The following is a 15,596-nucleotide window of genomic DNA, read 5'->3' on the forward strand; positions in this document are numbered from 1 at the left end:
TATACGCTCTCCTGTGGCGTTACTCGAGTTCCGACGTGTTCTCTTCCGCTCTCCCGACGACGATCGCGCGCTCGGCGCGGCCTTGATGGATTCCGCGAAGGAACGGCTCGAACACGCGCTCGTCGTCGACGCGATCCGCGCGGCGCTCGCGCCGCTGTCGCGCACGCTCGACGTGCCCGAGCAACCGTCGCTGCACCGGCTGCCGAGGCTGCAGCACCTGAGCACGCCGATCCGCGCGACGCTGAAGGCGGACGCGACGCTGCTGCAGGTCGTCGCGGCGCTGCACCCGACGCCGGCCGTGGCCGGCCATCCGCGCGCCGAAGCGCTCGACCACATCCGTGCGCATGAAGGCTTCGATCGCGGCTGGTATGCGGCGCCCGTCGGCTGGATCGACGCGCACGGCAACGGCGACTTCATCGTCGCGCTGCGCTCCGCGCTGGTCGACGGCGGCGCGTGCCGGTTGTTCGCGGGCTGCGGCATCGTCGCCGATTCCGAGCCGGCCAACGAATATCAGGAGACCGAACTCAAGTTGTCCGGCATGCAGGCGGCGATCCGCATGCGCGATGCGGCGGCCGATGCCGACGCACGCGGCCCGGCCACGATGTCGGCCTCGTCGACGGTCGAGTGATGCGTCGGCGCGGCGGCCGCGCGCATCACAACAGCGGCAGCGTGAGCCGGATATGCTCGGCGAACGCCGCCGTCAGATGCGACGGCCGCTTGCGATCGAACTTCAGCGCAATACCCACGGCCGGCAACGGCGGCAGGCGCGGATCGCCGGTGACGATCGCCAGGTCGGCCGGTACCGCCGTCTGCGTCATCACCGCGAACGCCTGCCCCGAACGCACCAGCGCGATCAGCCCCGCGAGACTGCTGCTCGCATACGCGACGCGGTAATCGCGGCCCGCGCGATCCAGCGCCTCGCAGGCCGCGAGGTGATCGAGCGTGTCGCGATCGGACAGCGCCAGCGGCAACGGATCGAAATGCGCGGGTTCGAGCCCCGGATAGCCGATCCAGACCAGCTGCTCGCGGCGAATGATGTCGTCGTTCGCGCCGTCGTCCGTCAATGAAATCATCGCCAGATCGACTGCGCGTTTGTCCAGTTGCTCGATGAGCCGCGGCGTCGGCCCGCACACGACCTCGACGATCGCCTGCGGATGCTGGCTCGAAAACTGCCGCAACAGCGCAGGCAGCCAGACTTCCGCGTAATCGTCCGGGCAGCCGAAGCGGATCGTCCCCGACAACCCCGTGCCGCACAGGTCGGCCATCGCCTCGTCATGCAGCCGCAGGATGCGCTGCGCATGCACCAGCAGCCGCTCGCCCGGATAGGTCAGCACCACGCCGCGCCCGGTGCGCTGGAACAACGGCTGGTCGACGGCCTCCTCGAGCCGCTTCATCTGCTGGCTGAGCGCGGACTGGGTCCGGCCGACGCGCGCGGCCGCGCGGCTGAGCGCGCGCACCTCGGCAATCACGACGAACGAGCGCAGCAGGTCGATTTCGAGCGAAAGCGCCAAGGTATTAGCTCCTTTTCTACCTTGCATTAGAACTATTCGTTTCCATCAAACCAGACGCGCACCTAGACTGCAAGCGCCCCCTGCCCCTTCCTGGAGACGCCCGATGCCCCTGAACGACGACCCGACCTTCTGGCGCAACGCCACGCAGCACCTGGTCCGCTACGGCGGCACGTTCGAGCCGATGATCATCGAGCGCGCGAAGGGCAGCTTCGTGTACGACGCGGACGGCCGCGCGATCCTCGATTTCACGTCGGGCCAGATGAGCGCGGTGCTGGGCCACAGCCATCCGGACATCGTGTCCGTGATCGGCGAATACGCGGGCAAGCTCGACCACCTGTTCAGCGGGATGCTGTCGCGGCCGGTCGTCGACCTCGCGACGCGCCTCGCCGACGTCACGCCCGTCGGGCTCGATCGCGCGCTGCTGCTCAGCACCGGCGCGGAGTCGAACGAAGCGGCGATCCGGATGGCGAAGCTCGTCACCGGCAAGTACGAGATCGTCGGCTTCGCGCAGTCGTGGCACGGGATGACCGGCGCGGCCGCGTCGGCCACCTACAGCGCCGGCCGCAAGGGCGTCGGGCCGGCCGCCGTCGGCTCGTTCGCGATTCCGGCGCCGTTCACGTACCGGCCGCGCTTCGAGCACAACGGCGCCTACGACTATCTGGCCGAACTCGACTACGCGTTCGACCTGATCGATCGCCAGTCGAGCGGCAACCTCGCGGCGTTCATCGCGGAACCGATCCTCAGCTCGGGCGGGATCATCGAACTGCCGGAAGGCTACATGGCGGCGCTCAAGCGCAAGTGCGAGGAACGCGGGATGCTGCTGATCCTCGACGAGGCGCAAACGGGCGTCGGCCGCACCGGCACGATGTTCGCGTGCCAGCGCGACGGCGTGACGCCCGACATCCTGACGCTGTCGAAGACGCTCGGCGCCGGGCTGCCGCTCGCGGCGATGGTGACGTCCGCGGCAATCGAGGAACGCGCGCACGAACTCGGCTACCTGTTCTACACGACGCACGTGTCGGACCCGCTGCCCGCGGCCGTCGGCCTGCGCGTGCTGGACGTCGTGCAGCGCGACGGGCTCGTCGAGCGGGCGAACGTGATGGGCGACCGGCTCCGGCGCGGCCTGCTCGACCTGATGGAACGCTTCGACTGCATCGGCGACGTGCGCGGGCGCGGGCTGCTGCTCGGCGTCGAGATCGTCAAGGATCGCCGCACGAAGGAACCGGCGGACGGGCTCGGCGCGAAGATCACGCGCGAATGCATGAAGCTCGGGCTCAGCATGAACATCGTGCAGTTGCCGGGCATGGGCGGCGTGTTCCGGATCGCGCCGCCGCTGACCGTCAGCGAAGCGGAAATCGATCTCGGGTTGTCATTGCTCGACCAGGCGATCCGGCGCGCACTGTAACGGAACACGCGATGCAACGCCGGGCGCCTCGAATCCTAGTCGAGCCGCCCGGCCCGGAACACGCTGCGCAATTCGTCATGATTGTGGACGTTGAGCCGGCGATAGATCTTGCGGACATGATCGACGACCGTGCTGTCGCGCAGCGCGAAGTCCCGCGCAATCTCGCTGTGTGAGCGGCCCAGCACGAGCTGTACGCAGAGTTCGCGTTGTCGCTCGGTCAGGCCGAACGCGAAGCCGAGGCGTTCGACCATCAGCCTGAGCGGCGGAAAGTGTTCGATATGGATCACGATCGCGGCATCGCGTTGCAACGCGGTCGCGTCGGTACAGCGATAGGCCTTGAAGCGGAAACGCCCCGCAAGGTTGCGACGCTCGAGCGTCGCGGGTGGCGCCGGGTAGCCGAGCCAGATCCGGTTGAGGTTCGACCGCAGCGGCGCGAGCCAGTCCGGCAAGCGTTCGTGACGATAGAACGCGAGCGGCTCGCCGGTCGCGAGCGCCAGCATCCGGATGCTGTCCACGTTGTGCAGCAGGAGCCGGCCATCGTCGTCGACCACCAGGGTCGCGGACTCGCTGCATTCCGATTCATGCAGCGTGGGCCGCACGGGCCGCGACAGCGCGTGGGCCAGATGCCGCGCCATGGGTTCGATGTCGCGATGGTTCTTTTCCGAGAACGGACGACAGCCCGGTGCGCGCGACAGCAGCAGGCTGCCCCAGCCGCGCGTGCCGTCCGTCGCGGTCAGCTCGAGACAGTGGCGCATCGACACCGGCTGCCACAGGTCCGCATACATGTCGCTCGCGAGCAATGCATCGTCGTAGTGCGCGCTGTTGTCGAAACCGCGGCCGCGGCGCATCGCCTCGGAAAACGTGATGCCCAGCACCTGCTGCCGGGACGTGTTGTGGATGTTCGCGAAATATGTCGGCAATAGCGAATAGACCCCCTCGTTTTCGCTGTACACGTCCGACACGGCGTAGTGCTCGTCGGCATAGAAGAACATGCCCCAATCGGCACCGACGATGTGCCGGGCCGCCTCAATCACATGAGGAATGACGAGATGCGGCTCGACGGCAAGCGAACAGAGCCGGCGAATATGGCTTGCAAGCGCGACGTGTTTGTCAGACATGAATGCGCTCCTCGAACATGCACCGGATTCGTTCGCGGGTCGCGGCGAGACGCTCGACTTCATACGCTCCGCGACGTCTGTGCAGTGTAGGCATTCCACATGACAACTACGGCAATTGCCCCCTTTCAAGAGGGCGTTAAACCGGCATGCGGGTTCTATCATTCCGCCATTCCGGCTGCATTCGCGTGACGAACCCGCTCCTGCGTTCGGCATGGGGGGATTTGTCCGGCGCGATGCAATGAAGGCGGAATGACCCGATTCACGATGCGCGAGTCAAACGCGCACAGGACGACTCGACACGCGCGACAGAAGCATCGCGTGAATCCGCGCATGCCGACGCGTCAATCGCCGTAAAACCTTGATGAAATGCCCGGGGGAGGATCGACGTTGCGCGTACGGGCAGCCTGCGCAACGTCGACATACGCGGACGATGCAGCATCCGCGTCGTGGTTGTTGCATTGCTTGTTCATGTGAGGTGCCACGATGAAGAGCATGGTCAAGGCGGCGTTGGCCGCCATTTGTGTGTTGGGTGCGTCAGGCCTCGCCCGGGCGCAGGACGATGGCGCCGCGGCGGCGTCGAGCAAGCCGTCCGACTCGGCGATCAGCGCGACGTCGATGGGCAGCATGCCCAGCGGCGGGGCGCAGGCAGGCGGGCCGACCGGGCTCACCCGCGCACAGGTCAAGGAGGAATACCTGCGGATGCAGAAGTCGGGGGATCTTCAGCGTCTCAACCAGCTGTACCAAGGCGGCCAGTAGCGGCAGAGGTCCGGCTCGGCGTGGTCGCGCATGTATCGGGTGGGGGTAGCTGGCGCGACCCTGCAGGGCCGGCGGATAGACAGGCAGCGAGTAAAGGCGCGCCCGGCGTTCTTTCATGCCGAGTGCGACAGGCAGAACCGCACGGATCGCCTCCGCCCGTGATGCATGCACGTACGTGCATGCCACCGCGCCGGCGGCTCGTTTCAAGCCGGAGGCATCCCGCCTCACTCGCGCAAACGAGCTTGCCTGATCCGTTTACCGGCAAGCCGGTTCGCCCCATGTCGGTGAGCCTCAGCCCGCTTCCGCCGCCCACGCGACGGCATCGGCGCCGGCCGGAATGCGCATCGGGCTCGACGGATCGGTCGCCGCGCGCCATACCGCTTCGGCGACGTCCTGCGCGTGGGTGACCGGCGCGGATTCGTCGACGATGCGCGCAAAGACCGCCGCTGCAAATTCCGCATAAGCCTCGTGCTCGAAGCCATGCATGTGCGCGCGCGCGTTGTCGGCGAAACGCGTGTCGGGCGCACGCCCCGGCAGCACGAGATGCGCACGCACGCCGAACGGCGCGAGTTCGAGCGCCACCGATTCGGTGTACGCATTGACCGCCGCCTTGCTGGCGCGATAGGCGGCGAGCAGCGGCAGCACCTTCAGCGTGACGCTCGACGTGACGTTCACGACCACGCCGGCCCCGCGCCGGCGCAACTGCGGCAGCACGGCTTCCGTCACCGCGATCGTGCCGATCGTGTTGGTCTCGAACAGCGCGCGCACGGTGTCGATCGGCATCAGTTCGGCCGGTGCGGCCGCACCGAAACCCGCATTGTTGACGAGCACGTCGATCGGGCCTGCGGCGTCGATCGCCGCGCGGATGCTGTCGGGGTTCGTGACATCGAGCGCCAGCACGCGCAGGTTCGGCGACGGCGGCAGCACGCCCTCGCGCGGCGTACGCATCGTCGCGACGACCTGCCAGTCGCGGGCCAGGAAATAGCGGGCGATCTCGAGGCCGAAGCCGGAGGAACAGCCGGTGATCAATACGGTCTTCATGCGAACTCACTCCTGTGACGTGTTGAGCATGTGTTCGTACGATAGATGGCCGGATCCGTATTCGCTACAATCGAAAATCCAATTTTCATTTGCGAGAGTCCGGCGATGATCGATCCGTTGGCCGAGGTCGTGACGCTGCTGCAGCCGAGCACGCGGTATTCCAAGCTGGTTCACGGCGCAAGCCCCTGGCGCATCAGCCGGACGGTCGCCGGCGAGCCGTTCTATTGCGCGGTCCTGGATGGCGGGTGCCGCGTCGCGATCGACGGACATCCGCCGATCGAGCTGCTGCCCGGCGATTTCGTGTTGATTCCGGCTGCCTACGGCGTGTCGATCTCCAGCTTCGAACTGCCGCCGCCGGGTGTCGAAACGGCCGCCCCGGTCATGCTCGACAACGGCGAATACCGGATCGGCGACGCGGACCGCCCGGTCGACACGCGCATGATGGCGGGCAATTGCAGCTTCAGTTCGCCCGACGCTGCGCTGCTGGTGTCGCTGCTGCCGCAATACGTGCACGTGCGCGGCGAGCCGCGCCTGACCACGCTCGTGCAACTGGTGCGGGACGAATCGCGTGCGCAGCGGCCCGCGCGCGAACTCGTGCTGTCGCGTCTCGTGGAAGTGCTGCTGATCGAGGCATTGCGCTTCTCGGCCGGCACGGATGCGTCGCCCGGCCTCGTGCGCGGGCTCGCCGACAGCCGTCTCGCCGCCGCGCTCCGCGGGATGCACGCACGCCCCGCGCACCCGTGGACGGTCGTCGAGCTCGCCAGGGAAGCCGCGCTGTCGCGCTCGACCTTCTTCGAACGCTTCAGCCGCGCGGTCGGCGTCGCGCCGATGGAATACCTGCTCACCTGGCGCATGGCGCTCGCGAAGAACCTGCTCCGCCGCAACGAGGGCCGCATCGCCGAGATCGCGGGCCGCGTGGGCTACAGTTCCGCGAGCACCTTCAGCGTCGCGTTCACGCGCCACGTCGGCCGGCCGCCCGCGCAATACGCACGCGACGAGCAGGCGACGGCAAACGAAGCATGATGCGCGCCCGTCCCCACTGCCCCGCGACCTGCGTACACTATTCGTCACGCAACGACGAAGCGCGACGCATCCGATGACGACACCCGCGAAGCACATCGACACAACCGGCCACTGGCTCGTCGCGCGGCGCGATGCGGAAACCGGCATCGAAAGCCTGCATGCGCATTTCAACGGCCATGCCTACGATGCGCACGATCATGACGACATGCTGGTCGGTTTCACCGAACAGGGCGTCCAGCAATTCCAGTGCCACCGGTCGGTGCATACGAGCGTGCCGGGCCGCGCGATCCTGATCGAGCCGGGCGCGCTGCACGACGGCCACGCGCCCGAAGCCGGCGGCTTCACCTACGGGATGCTGTACCTGCCGCAAGCGTGGGTCGAGCGCGCGGCGCGCCGGCTGGACCTGCCGGGCCTCGGCGGCGTCGAGGCGTCGTTCGGTCATACGCTCGTCGACGATCGCGGCCTCGTCGACGCGATCCGCCAGGCGTTTCTCGCGATCCACGGCAACGAAGGCAAGCTCGCGCGCGACCAGACGCTCGACCGCCTGCTGATCCGGCTCGGCGGCGAACTGCGCGGGCCGCTCATGCTGGAAAGCGCCGTCGTGCCGCCCGCGATCGCACGCGTGCGCGATCTGCTGCATGAACACATGGACGACAACATCGGGCTCGATGAACTCGCGCATGCAGCAGGGATCGACCGGTTCCGGCTGACGCGGCTGTTCCAGCGTGCGTTCGGCACGTCGCCGCACGCGTACCTGGTGCGCTTGCGGCTGCGTGCCGCGCGCCGGCTGCTGGCGGCCGGCCGCACGCCCGCGCAGGCGGCCGCGGACGTCGGCTTCGCCGACCAGAGCCACCTGGGCCGCTGGTTCCGCCGCGCGTACCGGATCACGCCGGCCGCTTACCGGCAACTCTGCACAAACGTTCCAGACTGATCGCGCGCGGCAGCCGATCATGAGCGTCTCTACAAGGAGCACTCATGTTCGATACCAAGGTCGCGCTGATCGTGCGCGACGATCTCGCCGCGTGGCAGAAACTCAATGTCGTCGCGTTTCTCGCGACGGGCGTCGCGGCCGAAGCGCCCGAAGCGCTCGGCGAACCGTACGAGGATGCGGCGGGACGCCGCTACGGCCGCATGCTGGGCCAGCCGATGCTGGTGTTCTCGGCCGACCTGAACGGCCTGCAGGCCGCGCACCGGCAGGCGCTGTCGCGCGAGCTCACGATCGTGCCCTACGTGCACGCGATGTTTTCGACCGGGCACGACGCGGCCAACCGCGACGTGTTTCGGGCCGGCGATGCGGAGAATCTCGACTTCGTCGGGCTGGCGCTGCGCGGGCCGAAGAAGGCGGTCGACAAGGCGGTGAAGGGGTTGGCGTTGCATGCGTGATGCACCGACGTTCTGGCTACCCGATACAGCCCGCGTTGCCGATTTTGTCCCGATTCGGACGAATTGCCCGGATGTAGCGCATTTCGCTACGATCGAAGCCGATTGGGCTACACATTGACTTCGCCCGGTACGCCCTCCGTCATGCCCAGGCGTGACCGGGCACGACGCAGCCCGCCGCGATGTATTTCGGAATCAGCGATGCGCAAGCACGTTGACCAGCTTGCCGAACGGATCGCGCACATAGAACCGCCGCACGCCCCACGGCTCGTCGGCCGGGCCGTACTCGACCGGAATCCCGGCCGCAAGCACGCGTGCGAGTGCGTCATCGACGTCGTCGACCTCGATCGACAGATCGGGGGTCGGCGTGCCCGATCCGCCCTCCGATGCGAAGCTGATCTGCACGTCCATCTGCTCGGCATTGCCGTAGGTCGCGATCCAGCCGTGGTCCATCAGCAGGTCGAGGCCGAAGATCCGTTGGTAGAAGCGCTTGGCGTCGTCGACTGACCGGGTGTCGATATTGGCGACGATCCGTTTGACTTTCATCGGGTTCCTTCGCTGAGCATGACAGTACCGCGACGCTACACCGGAACCGCGCGCGCAACCAGTGCATCAACGGCCGGCCGCCCCCATGTTCGCCCGCCGCGCCCGCGCGGGCCGCTCCACGTGCTTGCCGGCCAGCCACACGCCGATCGCGACGACCACGATGCCGAGATAGGTCGTCACCTCGATCCGGTCACCGAACATCCACGCGGCCCACATCAGCGTCACGGGCGGTTCGAGATAGACGAGGGTCGCCACGCGCGTCGCGGGCATCCGCTTGAGCAGCGCCCACAACGACAGATAGGCGATGAAGGTCGAGAACACGGTCAGCCACACGACGGACACCCACACGTTCGGCTGGGTCGGCACGTGCAGGTTGCCCGTGACGATCCCGCACACCGCGAACAGCACGAGGCTCACGCAGCCCTGCACGAACAGCGGCAAGAACAGTCCGTCCTCGTTGCTGCGCGCGGCCGTCAGCGCGCGGCGCCGCTGATAGATCGTCGCGATCGACAGCCCCAGCGCGGACACCAGCGGCAGCAGGTACATCACGAGCCCGACCGACCCGGCCGGCAGCGCATACTGCCCGCCGATCACGATGCCCACGCCGACGAACCCGACGACGAGCCCCGCCCACTGGCGCGCCCCGCTGCGCTCGCTGCCTTCGAGCGACGTCATCGCGGCCGTGATGAGCGGCTGCATCGCGGCGACGATCGCGGCGATGCCGGGCGGCAAGCCGTGCTGAATCGCCACGTACACGCAGGCCAGGTAAAGAAACTGCGACAGGAAGCCGATCACCGCGTGATAGCGCAGCTTCTCCCACGTCAGGCGCGCGAGCTGCCGGTTGAGGACGATCGCGAGGCACAGCGTGACGAGCAGGAACCGCCAGAACAGCAGGTTGAACGCGCCGGCCGTCTCCGCGCCGAGCTTGGCGCCGATGAAGCCGGAACTCCACGACAACACGAAAACGAGCTGGAGCAGGAATAGCTGCATGGGGCGACGGCTCTCAGAAAGTTGCCGGGGACAGGCGCGGGTCTGCCAGATCCCCGGGGCGAATCGGTTCGAGCCCGAGGCGGTGATACTGCAGTTCGGCGTCGTCCCGGAGCGCGCGCTGCAGCGCCAGCCAGTTGACGACCGTGCGCGGGATGCCGTCGTCCGACGCGAGATGCCAGAAGCCGTTGTCGTCCTCCCGCGTGGTCGGGCAATGAAACGACAGCACCAGCGACATGCGCCGCCCCGCGTCGACCGGTTCGACGCCATGGAACAGCTTGCTGCCATAGATGAGCAGCGCGTCGCCCGCGTTGTCCAGATTCGCGGTCTTCACGTGCCGGCGTTCGCGATCATGGCGATCGAACGTCTCCGCGGTCGATTCGTAGAACAGAAAGTTTCCGCCCTCGTAGTCGGATCGATCCGACAGCACGATGTTCAGCACGAAGCTGGTGCCGTCGGTGTGCCACATGCCCAGCTGTTCCTTGCCGTCGCGCTGGCTCGTCGGGTAGTAGTAGTTGAACTGCGAGCGCGCATTGACCATCGGATACGGAATCAGCGGCACACCGGCCAGACGCGACACCCGCAGCAGGAACGCACGGTCGTGCATCATGTCGTCGATGAACCGCGAGCGCTCCGTCACCGCACGCACGCGCTTCGAGATGATCCAGTTGCTGCTCGACGCGCTGCGCTCCAGCGCGCGGCCGATCTCGCGCAATGCAGCAACCGCCTCGTCGGAAAACAGCCCGCGAAGATGGCACACCGCGTTGAGCGCATCCGAGCGCGTGCCGCGCATCGGCACACCGCGATAGCCGAGCGCGTCGAGATTGCGCCGGTATCGCACTTCATAGTCGTCGCGCAGGCAGGCGCTGCTCCAGCGCATCGGTTCCGTCGCGGCATCCAGCGAGCCGTCGACATTCGCGCCGCCGGACAGCGACGTCTGCAACGCAAGCCGCACCCGATCGAACCCGCGCGCAAACACCGGCAATGCATTTCCCTTGTTCATCGCGTGCCTCGCTGTCGTGGTTGCGGCATTCAGCCCTTGAACTGGGCGATCTGGTACACGACGCTGCCGTCGCCGCTGTGCAGTTCGTCGATCACGCGGCAATTGGCGTGGCTGTGGCGCACGTGGCGGAATTGCTCCGGCGTGTATTTCAGGCAGACGTTGGTGATCAGGTGCCCGTCGGCCCCGGCTTTCGATACCGGTTGCAACGTGACTGCCACATGGAACTGGTCGCCGAGCAAATTGAGCCGGACGATCGACACATGGTGCTCACCGAGCGGCTCGAAGCCCTGCTGCCGGCTGACGACTTCGGAAAACCGCACCATGTTCTCGTTCCGGTAGAAGTTGTAGATGGGCTCCTCCCTCCCCTCGACCAGCAGCTGCATCTCCGACACGACGTAGGTCGACTTGCCGCCGAGATTGCGGATCAGCCGGCCGATCGTCACGGGCAATTCGTTGCCTTCCTGGAAACCGAGCATCGTGATGAACGTCACGTCCTGGCCCACGTCGATGTGGTTCCATTGCACGTTCCGGTAATCGTCGGCGATGTAGTTGAAACAGCCGGGCGTTTTCAGGAACGGCATGATCGCGTGCCGCATCGCGTCTTCGGACGACTCGTTGATGTCGACGGCCGTATAGCGCAGATGGTCCGGGCCGCCGCCGCTGACGGCCTTCACGAGTTCGGTCGTCTTGACCGGCTCCGGCCCGAGCTCGATGTAATGCACATCGCGGCCGCGCGACAACGTCGCGAGCCGCTCGCTCAACTGGCCGATCGCTTCGCGCAACGAACCGTTGCCGTCGCGGTCCGCGCACAGCGCGGGGCTCCGCACGCCCAGCTCGTTCAGGTTGCGCATCAGCGCAAACACCTCGCGCCCGGCTTCCTTTCTCCTCGCGTCATCGTCGCTGCGCTTGAGCGTCGAATACTTTTCGTGATTCTCGACCGTCCATACCGACTCGGCCTTCAACTTCCTGTCCCGCACCAATGCATCTACAACGAAATCATTGATCGACATGAATCGTTCCCCGGATACGTGCACCGCGCGACCGGCTGCCTGCCGTTGTCTGCCTGTTGACCGAGAATATGGGATGCTCAATAATTCCGTCAATCGACATTACCTGAATCACTGATTCGGAAAAACCAAATCATGCCGCGCACCCTGGACGTCGACCTGCTGCGAACCTTCCACGCCGTTGCAAAGCTCGGCCGCTTCAAGGATGCGGCCGTTCACGTGAACCGCAGCCCGTCGTCGGTCACCGCGCAGATCCAGAAGCTCGAGGAGATGGTCGCGCAGCGCCTGTTCACGCGGAACAACCAGGCCGTCGAACTCACGCAGTACGGCCACAAGCTGCTGAGCGACACCACCGAGTTCCTGCTGAGCCACGACCGGCTCGTCGAATCGCTGTCGCCGCAGATGCTGACCGGCAAGCTGCGGCTCGGCATCCCCGATTCGTACGCCGCGCACTTCATGGCGGAATTCCTGCCGCGCTTCGCCGCCGACCGGCCGCTGCTCGAACTGACGGTCGAAGCACGCTCCAGCGAAGAGCTGCAGTCGCTGTTCGCGCGCGGCCAGCTGGACATCACGATCGCCGTGGTGCCGAAAGCGACGCCGCACGGCGAGCTGCTCAGCAAGACCCATCCGGTGTGGGTCGCCGCGCGAACCTTCAAGTTCAATCCCGACGCGCCGCTGCCGATCGCCGTGCAACTGCAGGGCTGCCCGTACCGCGACACCGCGCTGAACGCGCTGAAGAAGGCGAAGATCCCGCACCGGATGCTGCTCGAGAGCGCCAGTTCGCCGGCGGTCGAGGCGTGTATCGCGAACGGCCTCGCGGTCGGCCTCATCGAACACGATCGCGTGTCCGGCAACCTGACGAGCCACGTCGCCGGGATCGTGCTGCCCGATCTCCCGCCGCACCTGATCACCATCCTGACGGACGACAGCAATCGCGCCGCGCTGCATCTGCGCGACGTTCTGAAAAGCACCTTCAGGATCGGATGAAGACAAGGCCGGGAACCGGCCTTGCATGAGAAAGCGAAGAGGACGCGCCGCCGGCCCGTTGCAGGCCGGCGGCGTTCGGCATCAACCGCCGAGGTACGCCTGCTTGATGCGATCGTTCGCGAGCAGGTTCGCGCCCGTATCGGCGAGCACGACGCGCCCCGTTTCGAGCACGTAGCCGCGATCGGCCACACCCAGCGCCTTGTTCGCGTTCTGCTCGACGAGGAACACCGTGACGCCTTCGTCGCGGATCGTGCGGATGATGTCGAAGATCTGCGCGATCACGAGCGGCGCGAGGCCGAGCGTCGGCTCGTCGAGCAGCAGCAGACGCGGCTTGCTCATCAGCGCGCGACCGATCGCCAGCATCTGCTGTTCGCCGCCCGACATCGTGCCGGCCCGCTGCGTCGCCCGTTCCTTCAGGCGCGGAAACAGCTTGAACACGTGCTCGATGCCGTCGTCGATCTCATGGCGGCTCGCGAAGAAGCCGCCCATCTTCAGGTTCTCGAGCACCGTCAGGCTCGGGAACACGCGCCGCCCTTCCGGCGAGATCGCCATCCCCTGCCGCATGATCTGGTGCGTCGACATCGCGGTGATGTCCTTGCCCTCGAACAGCACGCGGCCCGACGACGCGCGCGGCGTGCCGCACACGGTCATCATCAGCGTCGTCTTGCCGGCGCCGTTGCTGCCGATCAGCGTGACGATCTCGCCCTTGTTCACCTCGATCGACACGCCCGCGAGCGCCTCGACCGCGCCGTAGTGCGTATGGACCTGTTCCAGCTTCAGCATCACTCTTCCCCCAGATACGCCTTGATCACGCGCGGGTCGTTGCGGACCGCTTCCGGCGTGCCGATCACGATCGGCCGGCCGTGCTCCATCACGAGGATGCGGTCGGACACGCCCATCACGAGGCTCATGTCGTGTTCGATCAGCAGCACCGATACGCCGAACTCGCGGCGCAGCTTGTCGATCAGGTGCTGCAGCTCGATCTTCTCCTGCGGGTTGAGGCCGGCCGCCGGCTCGTCGAGCATCAGGAGGCGCGGCTCGGTGATCATGCAGCGCGCGATCTCCAGACGCCGCTGGTGCCCGTACGACAGCGTGCCCGCCGGCCGGTTGGCGACCGACGTCAGCCCCATCCGGTCGAGCCACACGGCCGCGCGTTCGAGCGCTTCCTTCTCGGCACGGCGATACGCCGGTGTCGAGAACAGGCCGGGCAGCAGCCCCGCCTTCACCTTGCGGTGCTGCGCGACGAGCAGGTTCTCGACGACGGTCAGCGACTTGAACAGGCGGATGTTCTGGAACGTGCGCACCAGGCCCTTCAACGCGATCTTGTGGCTCGGCAGCCCGCCAATCGCGTGGCCGTCGAGCACGACGTCGCCGCCGGTCGGCTTGTAGAAGCCGCCGACGCAGTTGAACACCGTGGTCTTGCCCGCGCCGTTCGGCCCGATGATCGCGAACACCTCATCGCGACGCACGTCGAAATCGATCCCGTCCACCGCGAGCAACCCGCCGAAGCGCATCTGCAACCCGGCGACCTTCAACAGTTCCGTATTCGCGCTCATTGCGGCAGCTCCACGTGGGGACGGCTCGCGGGCAGCAGGCCCTGCGGACGCCACATCATCATCAACACCATCACGAGACCGAAGATCAGCATCCGGTACTCGGCGAAGCCGCGCGCGACTTCCGGCAGCACGGTCAGCAGGATCGCCGCGAGAATCACGCCGAGCTGCGAGCCCATCCCGCCGAGCACGACGATCGCGAGGATCAGCGCCGATTCGATGAAGGTGAACGATTCAGGATTCACGAGGCCCTGGCGCGCCGCGAAGAACGCGCCGCCGATACCGGCGAACGCCGCACCGAGCGTGAACGCCGACAGCTTGATGCGCGTCGGGTTCAGGCCCAGCGAACGGCATGCGATCTCGTCGTCGCGCAGCGCTTCCCACGCACGGCCCATCGGCATGCGGATCAGGCGGCTCGTCACGAACAGCGTGAAGCCGACCAGCACGAGCGCGAGCAGGTACAGGAAGATCACCACGTGGTCGCCGCTGTATTCCAGCCCGATCAGTTCATGGAAGGTCTTCGCGCCTTCGACGCTCGCGCTGCGCACCATCTCGTAGCCGAACACGGTCGGCTTCGGGATGCCCGAGATGCCGTCCGGGCCGCCCGTGAGGCTCGTCAGGTTGTTCGCGAGCAGGCGGATGATTTCGCCGAAGCCGAGCGTGACGATCGCGAGATAGTCGCCGCGCAGCCGCAGCACCGGGAAACCGAGCAGGAAGCCGAACGTCGCGGCCGCGATCGCGGCGAGCGGCAGGCATTCCCAGAACGACAGCCCGAAGTACTGGTTCAGCATCGCGTACGTATAGCCGCCGACCGCGTAGAACCCGACATAGCCGAGATCCAGCAGCCCCGCGAAACCGACCACGATGTTCAGCCCGAGGCCGAGGATCACGTAGATCAGCGCGAGCGTCGCGACGTCCACCGCGCCGCGCGAGCCGAAGAACGGCCACACGAGCCCGACCGCGAGCAGCACCCAGACGATCACGCGCTGCTGCTGCGCGCCCATCGCGGGCATCGCCGGCAGCTTCACCGACGATTTCGCACGCACGAGCCACGGCTTGAACAGCTGGAACAGGAACACGCCCGCGACCGCGATCCACACCGGCCGCCAGTGCGGCGTGAGCACCACCTGATAGCCTTCGAGCTTCAACTGCAGCCCGAGCACCGGAATCGTGAGGATCGCCGTCAGGAACGCGGCGGCCACGGCATTTTTCAGCGCCTGGCCGATCGAAGCGTCGGCGGCCGGGCGGCGAACGGAAATGACTTGACTCATCTGCGTCT

The 15,596-nt window shown here is 66.7% G+C and carries 17 protein-coding genes; 7 read left to right on the forward strand and 10 right to left on the reverse strand.

The features are described 5' to 3' along the window. The coding region (locus G3N98_RS13220) for an isochorismate synthase (protein WP_241025900.1) at positions 1-628 on the forward strand (628 nt) is incomplete at its 5' end. 25 nt (positions 629-653) lie between these two features. Here G3N98_RS13220 and G3N98_RS13225 read toward each other — a convergent pair. Next, positions 654-1,538, reverse strand: coding sequence for a LysR family transcriptional regulator (locus G3N98_RS13225; protein WP_206148410.1), 885 nt, complete (start codon positions 1,536-1,538; stop codon positions 654-656). A 76-nt stretch (positions 1,539-1,614) separates the two neighbouring features. Between G3N98_RS13225 and G3N98_RS13230 the strand changes: the two genes are divergently transcribed. Further along, complete coding sequence (locus G3N98_RS13230; protein WP_206148411.1) at positions 1,615-2,916, forward strand: aspartate aminotransferase family protein; 1,302 nt, start codon at positions 1,615-1,617, stop codon at positions 2,914-2,916. A 35-nt stretch (positions 2,917-2,951) separates the two neighbouring features. Here the strand turns inward: G3N98_RS13230 and G3N98_RS13235 are convergent, their stop codons facing one another. Continuing rightward, positions 2,952-4,196, reverse strand: coding sequence for a LuxR C-terminal-related transcriptional regulator (locus G3N98_RS13235; protein WP_241025901.1), 1,245 nt, complete (start codon positions 4,194-4,196; stop codon positions 2,952-2,954). Between the two features lie 321 nt (positions 4,197-4,517). Between G3N98_RS13235 and G3N98_RS13240 the strand changes: the two genes are divergently transcribed. Beyond that, positions 4,518-4,790: a hypothetical protein gene (locus tag G3N98_RS13240; RefSeq protein ID WP_089475382.1), complete on the forward strand. Its 273-nt coding sequence runs from the start codon at positions 4,518-4,520 to the stop codon at positions 4,788-4,790. 291 nt (positions 4,791-5,081) lie between these two features. On the opposite strand, the gene G3N98_RS13245 is transcribed toward G3N98_RS13240, so the two are convergent. Continuing rightward, a complete protein-coding gene (locus tag G3N98_RS13245) occupies positions 5,082-5,831 on the reverse strand; it encodes an SDR family oxidoreductase (RefSeq protein ID WP_206148412.1) in 750 nt (249 codons plus the stop codon). 45 nt (positions 5,832-5,876) lie between these two features. Between G3N98_RS13245 and G3N98_RS13250 the strand changes: the two genes are divergently transcribed. From G3N98_RS13250 to G3N98_RS13260, 3 genes are all read left to right on the forward strand, one after another. Further along, on the forward strand, positions 5,877-6,854 hold the full coding sequence (locus tag G3N98_RS13250; RefSeq protein ID WP_089475384.1) for an AraC family transcriptional regulator: 978 nt from the start codon (positions 5,877-5,879) through the stop codon (positions 6,852-6,854). A 73-nt stretch (positions 6,855-6,927) separates the two neighbouring features. Then, positions 6,928-7,785: an AraC family transcriptional regulator gene (locus G3N98_RS13255; protein ID WP_206148413.1), complete on the forward strand. Its 858-nt coding sequence runs from the start codon at positions 6,928-6,930 to the stop codon at positions 7,783-7,785. 44 nt (positions 7,786-7,829) lie between these two features. Further along, a complete protein-coding gene (locus G3N98_RS13260; RefSeq protein WP_089475386.1) occupies positions 7,830-8,237 on the forward strand; it encodes a DUF2000 family protein in 408 nt (135 codons plus the stop codon). A 192-nt stretch (positions 8,238-8,429) separates the two neighbouring features. Here G3N98_RS13260 and G3N98_RS13265 read toward each other — a convergent pair whose 3' ends face one another. The 4 genes from G3N98_RS13265 to G3N98_RS13280 all read right to left on the reverse strand — a co-directional run bounded on the left by G3N98_RS13265 (position 8,430) and on the right by G3N98_RS13280 (position 11,780). After that, positions 8,430-8,780 (reverse strand): VOC family protein, encoded by a 351-nt coding sequence (locus G3N98_RS13265; protein ID WP_089475387.1) that lies wholly within the window; start codon positions 8,778-8,780, stop codon positions 8,430-8,432. Positions 8,781-8,846: 66 nt separating this feature from the next. Next, complete coding sequence (locus G3N98_RS13270) at positions 8,847-9,770, reverse strand: DMT family transporter (RefSeq protein ID WP_206148414.1); 924 nt, start codon at positions 9,768-9,770, stop codon at positions 8,847-8,849. Between the two features lie 13 nt (positions 9,771-9,783). After that, positions 9,784-10,770: a 2OG-Fe(II) oxygenase gene (locus G3N98_RS13275; protein ID WP_175239140.1), complete on the reverse strand. Its 987-nt coding sequence runs from the start codon at positions 10,768-10,770 to the stop codon at positions 9,784-9,786. Positions 10,771-10,799: 29 nt separating this feature from the next. Further along, positions 10,800-11,780 carry a hypothetical protein gene (locus G3N98_RS13280; RefSeq protein ID WP_175239141.1) on the reverse strand — a complete coding sequence of 327 codons (981 nt, stop codon included), beginning with the start codon at positions 11,778-11,780 and terminating at the stop codon, positions 10,800-10,802. Between the two features lie 132 nt (positions 11,781-11,912). Between G3N98_RS13280 and G3N98_RS13285 the strand changes: the two genes are divergently transcribed. Further along, positions 11,913-12,764 carry a LysR substrate-binding domain-containing protein gene (locus G3N98_RS13285; protein ID WP_175239142.1) on the forward strand — a complete coding sequence of 284 codons (852 nt, stop codon included), beginning with the start codon at positions 11,913-11,915 and terminating at the stop codon, positions 12,762-12,764. A gap of 81 nt (positions 12,765-12,845) precedes the next feature. Here G3N98_RS13285 and G3N98_RS13290 read toward each other — a convergent pair whose 3' ends face one another. The 3 genes from G3N98_RS13290 to G3N98_RS13300 are packed head-to-tail and all read right to left on the reverse strand — an operon-like array spanning position 12,846 to position 15,588. Further along, positions 12,846-13,547, reverse strand: a complete 702-nt coding sequence (locus G3N98_RS13290) for an ABC transporter ATP-binding protein (protein WP_039366289.1) — start codon at positions 13,545-13,547, stop codon at positions 12,846-12,848. Then, positions 13,547-14,320: a high-affinity branched-chain amino acid ABC transporter ATP-binding protein LivG gene (gene livG, locus G3N98_RS13295; protein WP_069252315.1), complete on the reverse strand. Its 774-nt coding sequence runs from the start codon at positions 14,318-14,320 to the stop codon at positions 13,547-13,549. Before livG ends, G3N98_RS13290 begins: the two co-directional genes overlap by 1 nt. Next, a complete protein-coding gene (locus G3N98_RS13300; RefSeq protein WP_206148415.1) occupies positions 14,317-15,588 on the reverse strand; it encodes a high-affinity branched-chain amino acid ABC transporter permease LivM in 1,272 nt (423 codons plus the stop codon). Before G3N98_RS13300 ends, livG begins: the two co-directional genes overlap by 4 nt. Between the last annotated feature and the right edge of the window lie 8 nt (positions 15,589-15,596).

It is taken from the genome of Burkholderia sp. Tr-20390 (assembly GCF_017104595.1).
GTDB lineage: Bacteria > Pseudomonadota > Gammaproteobacteria > Burkholderiales > Burkholderiaceae > Burkholderia.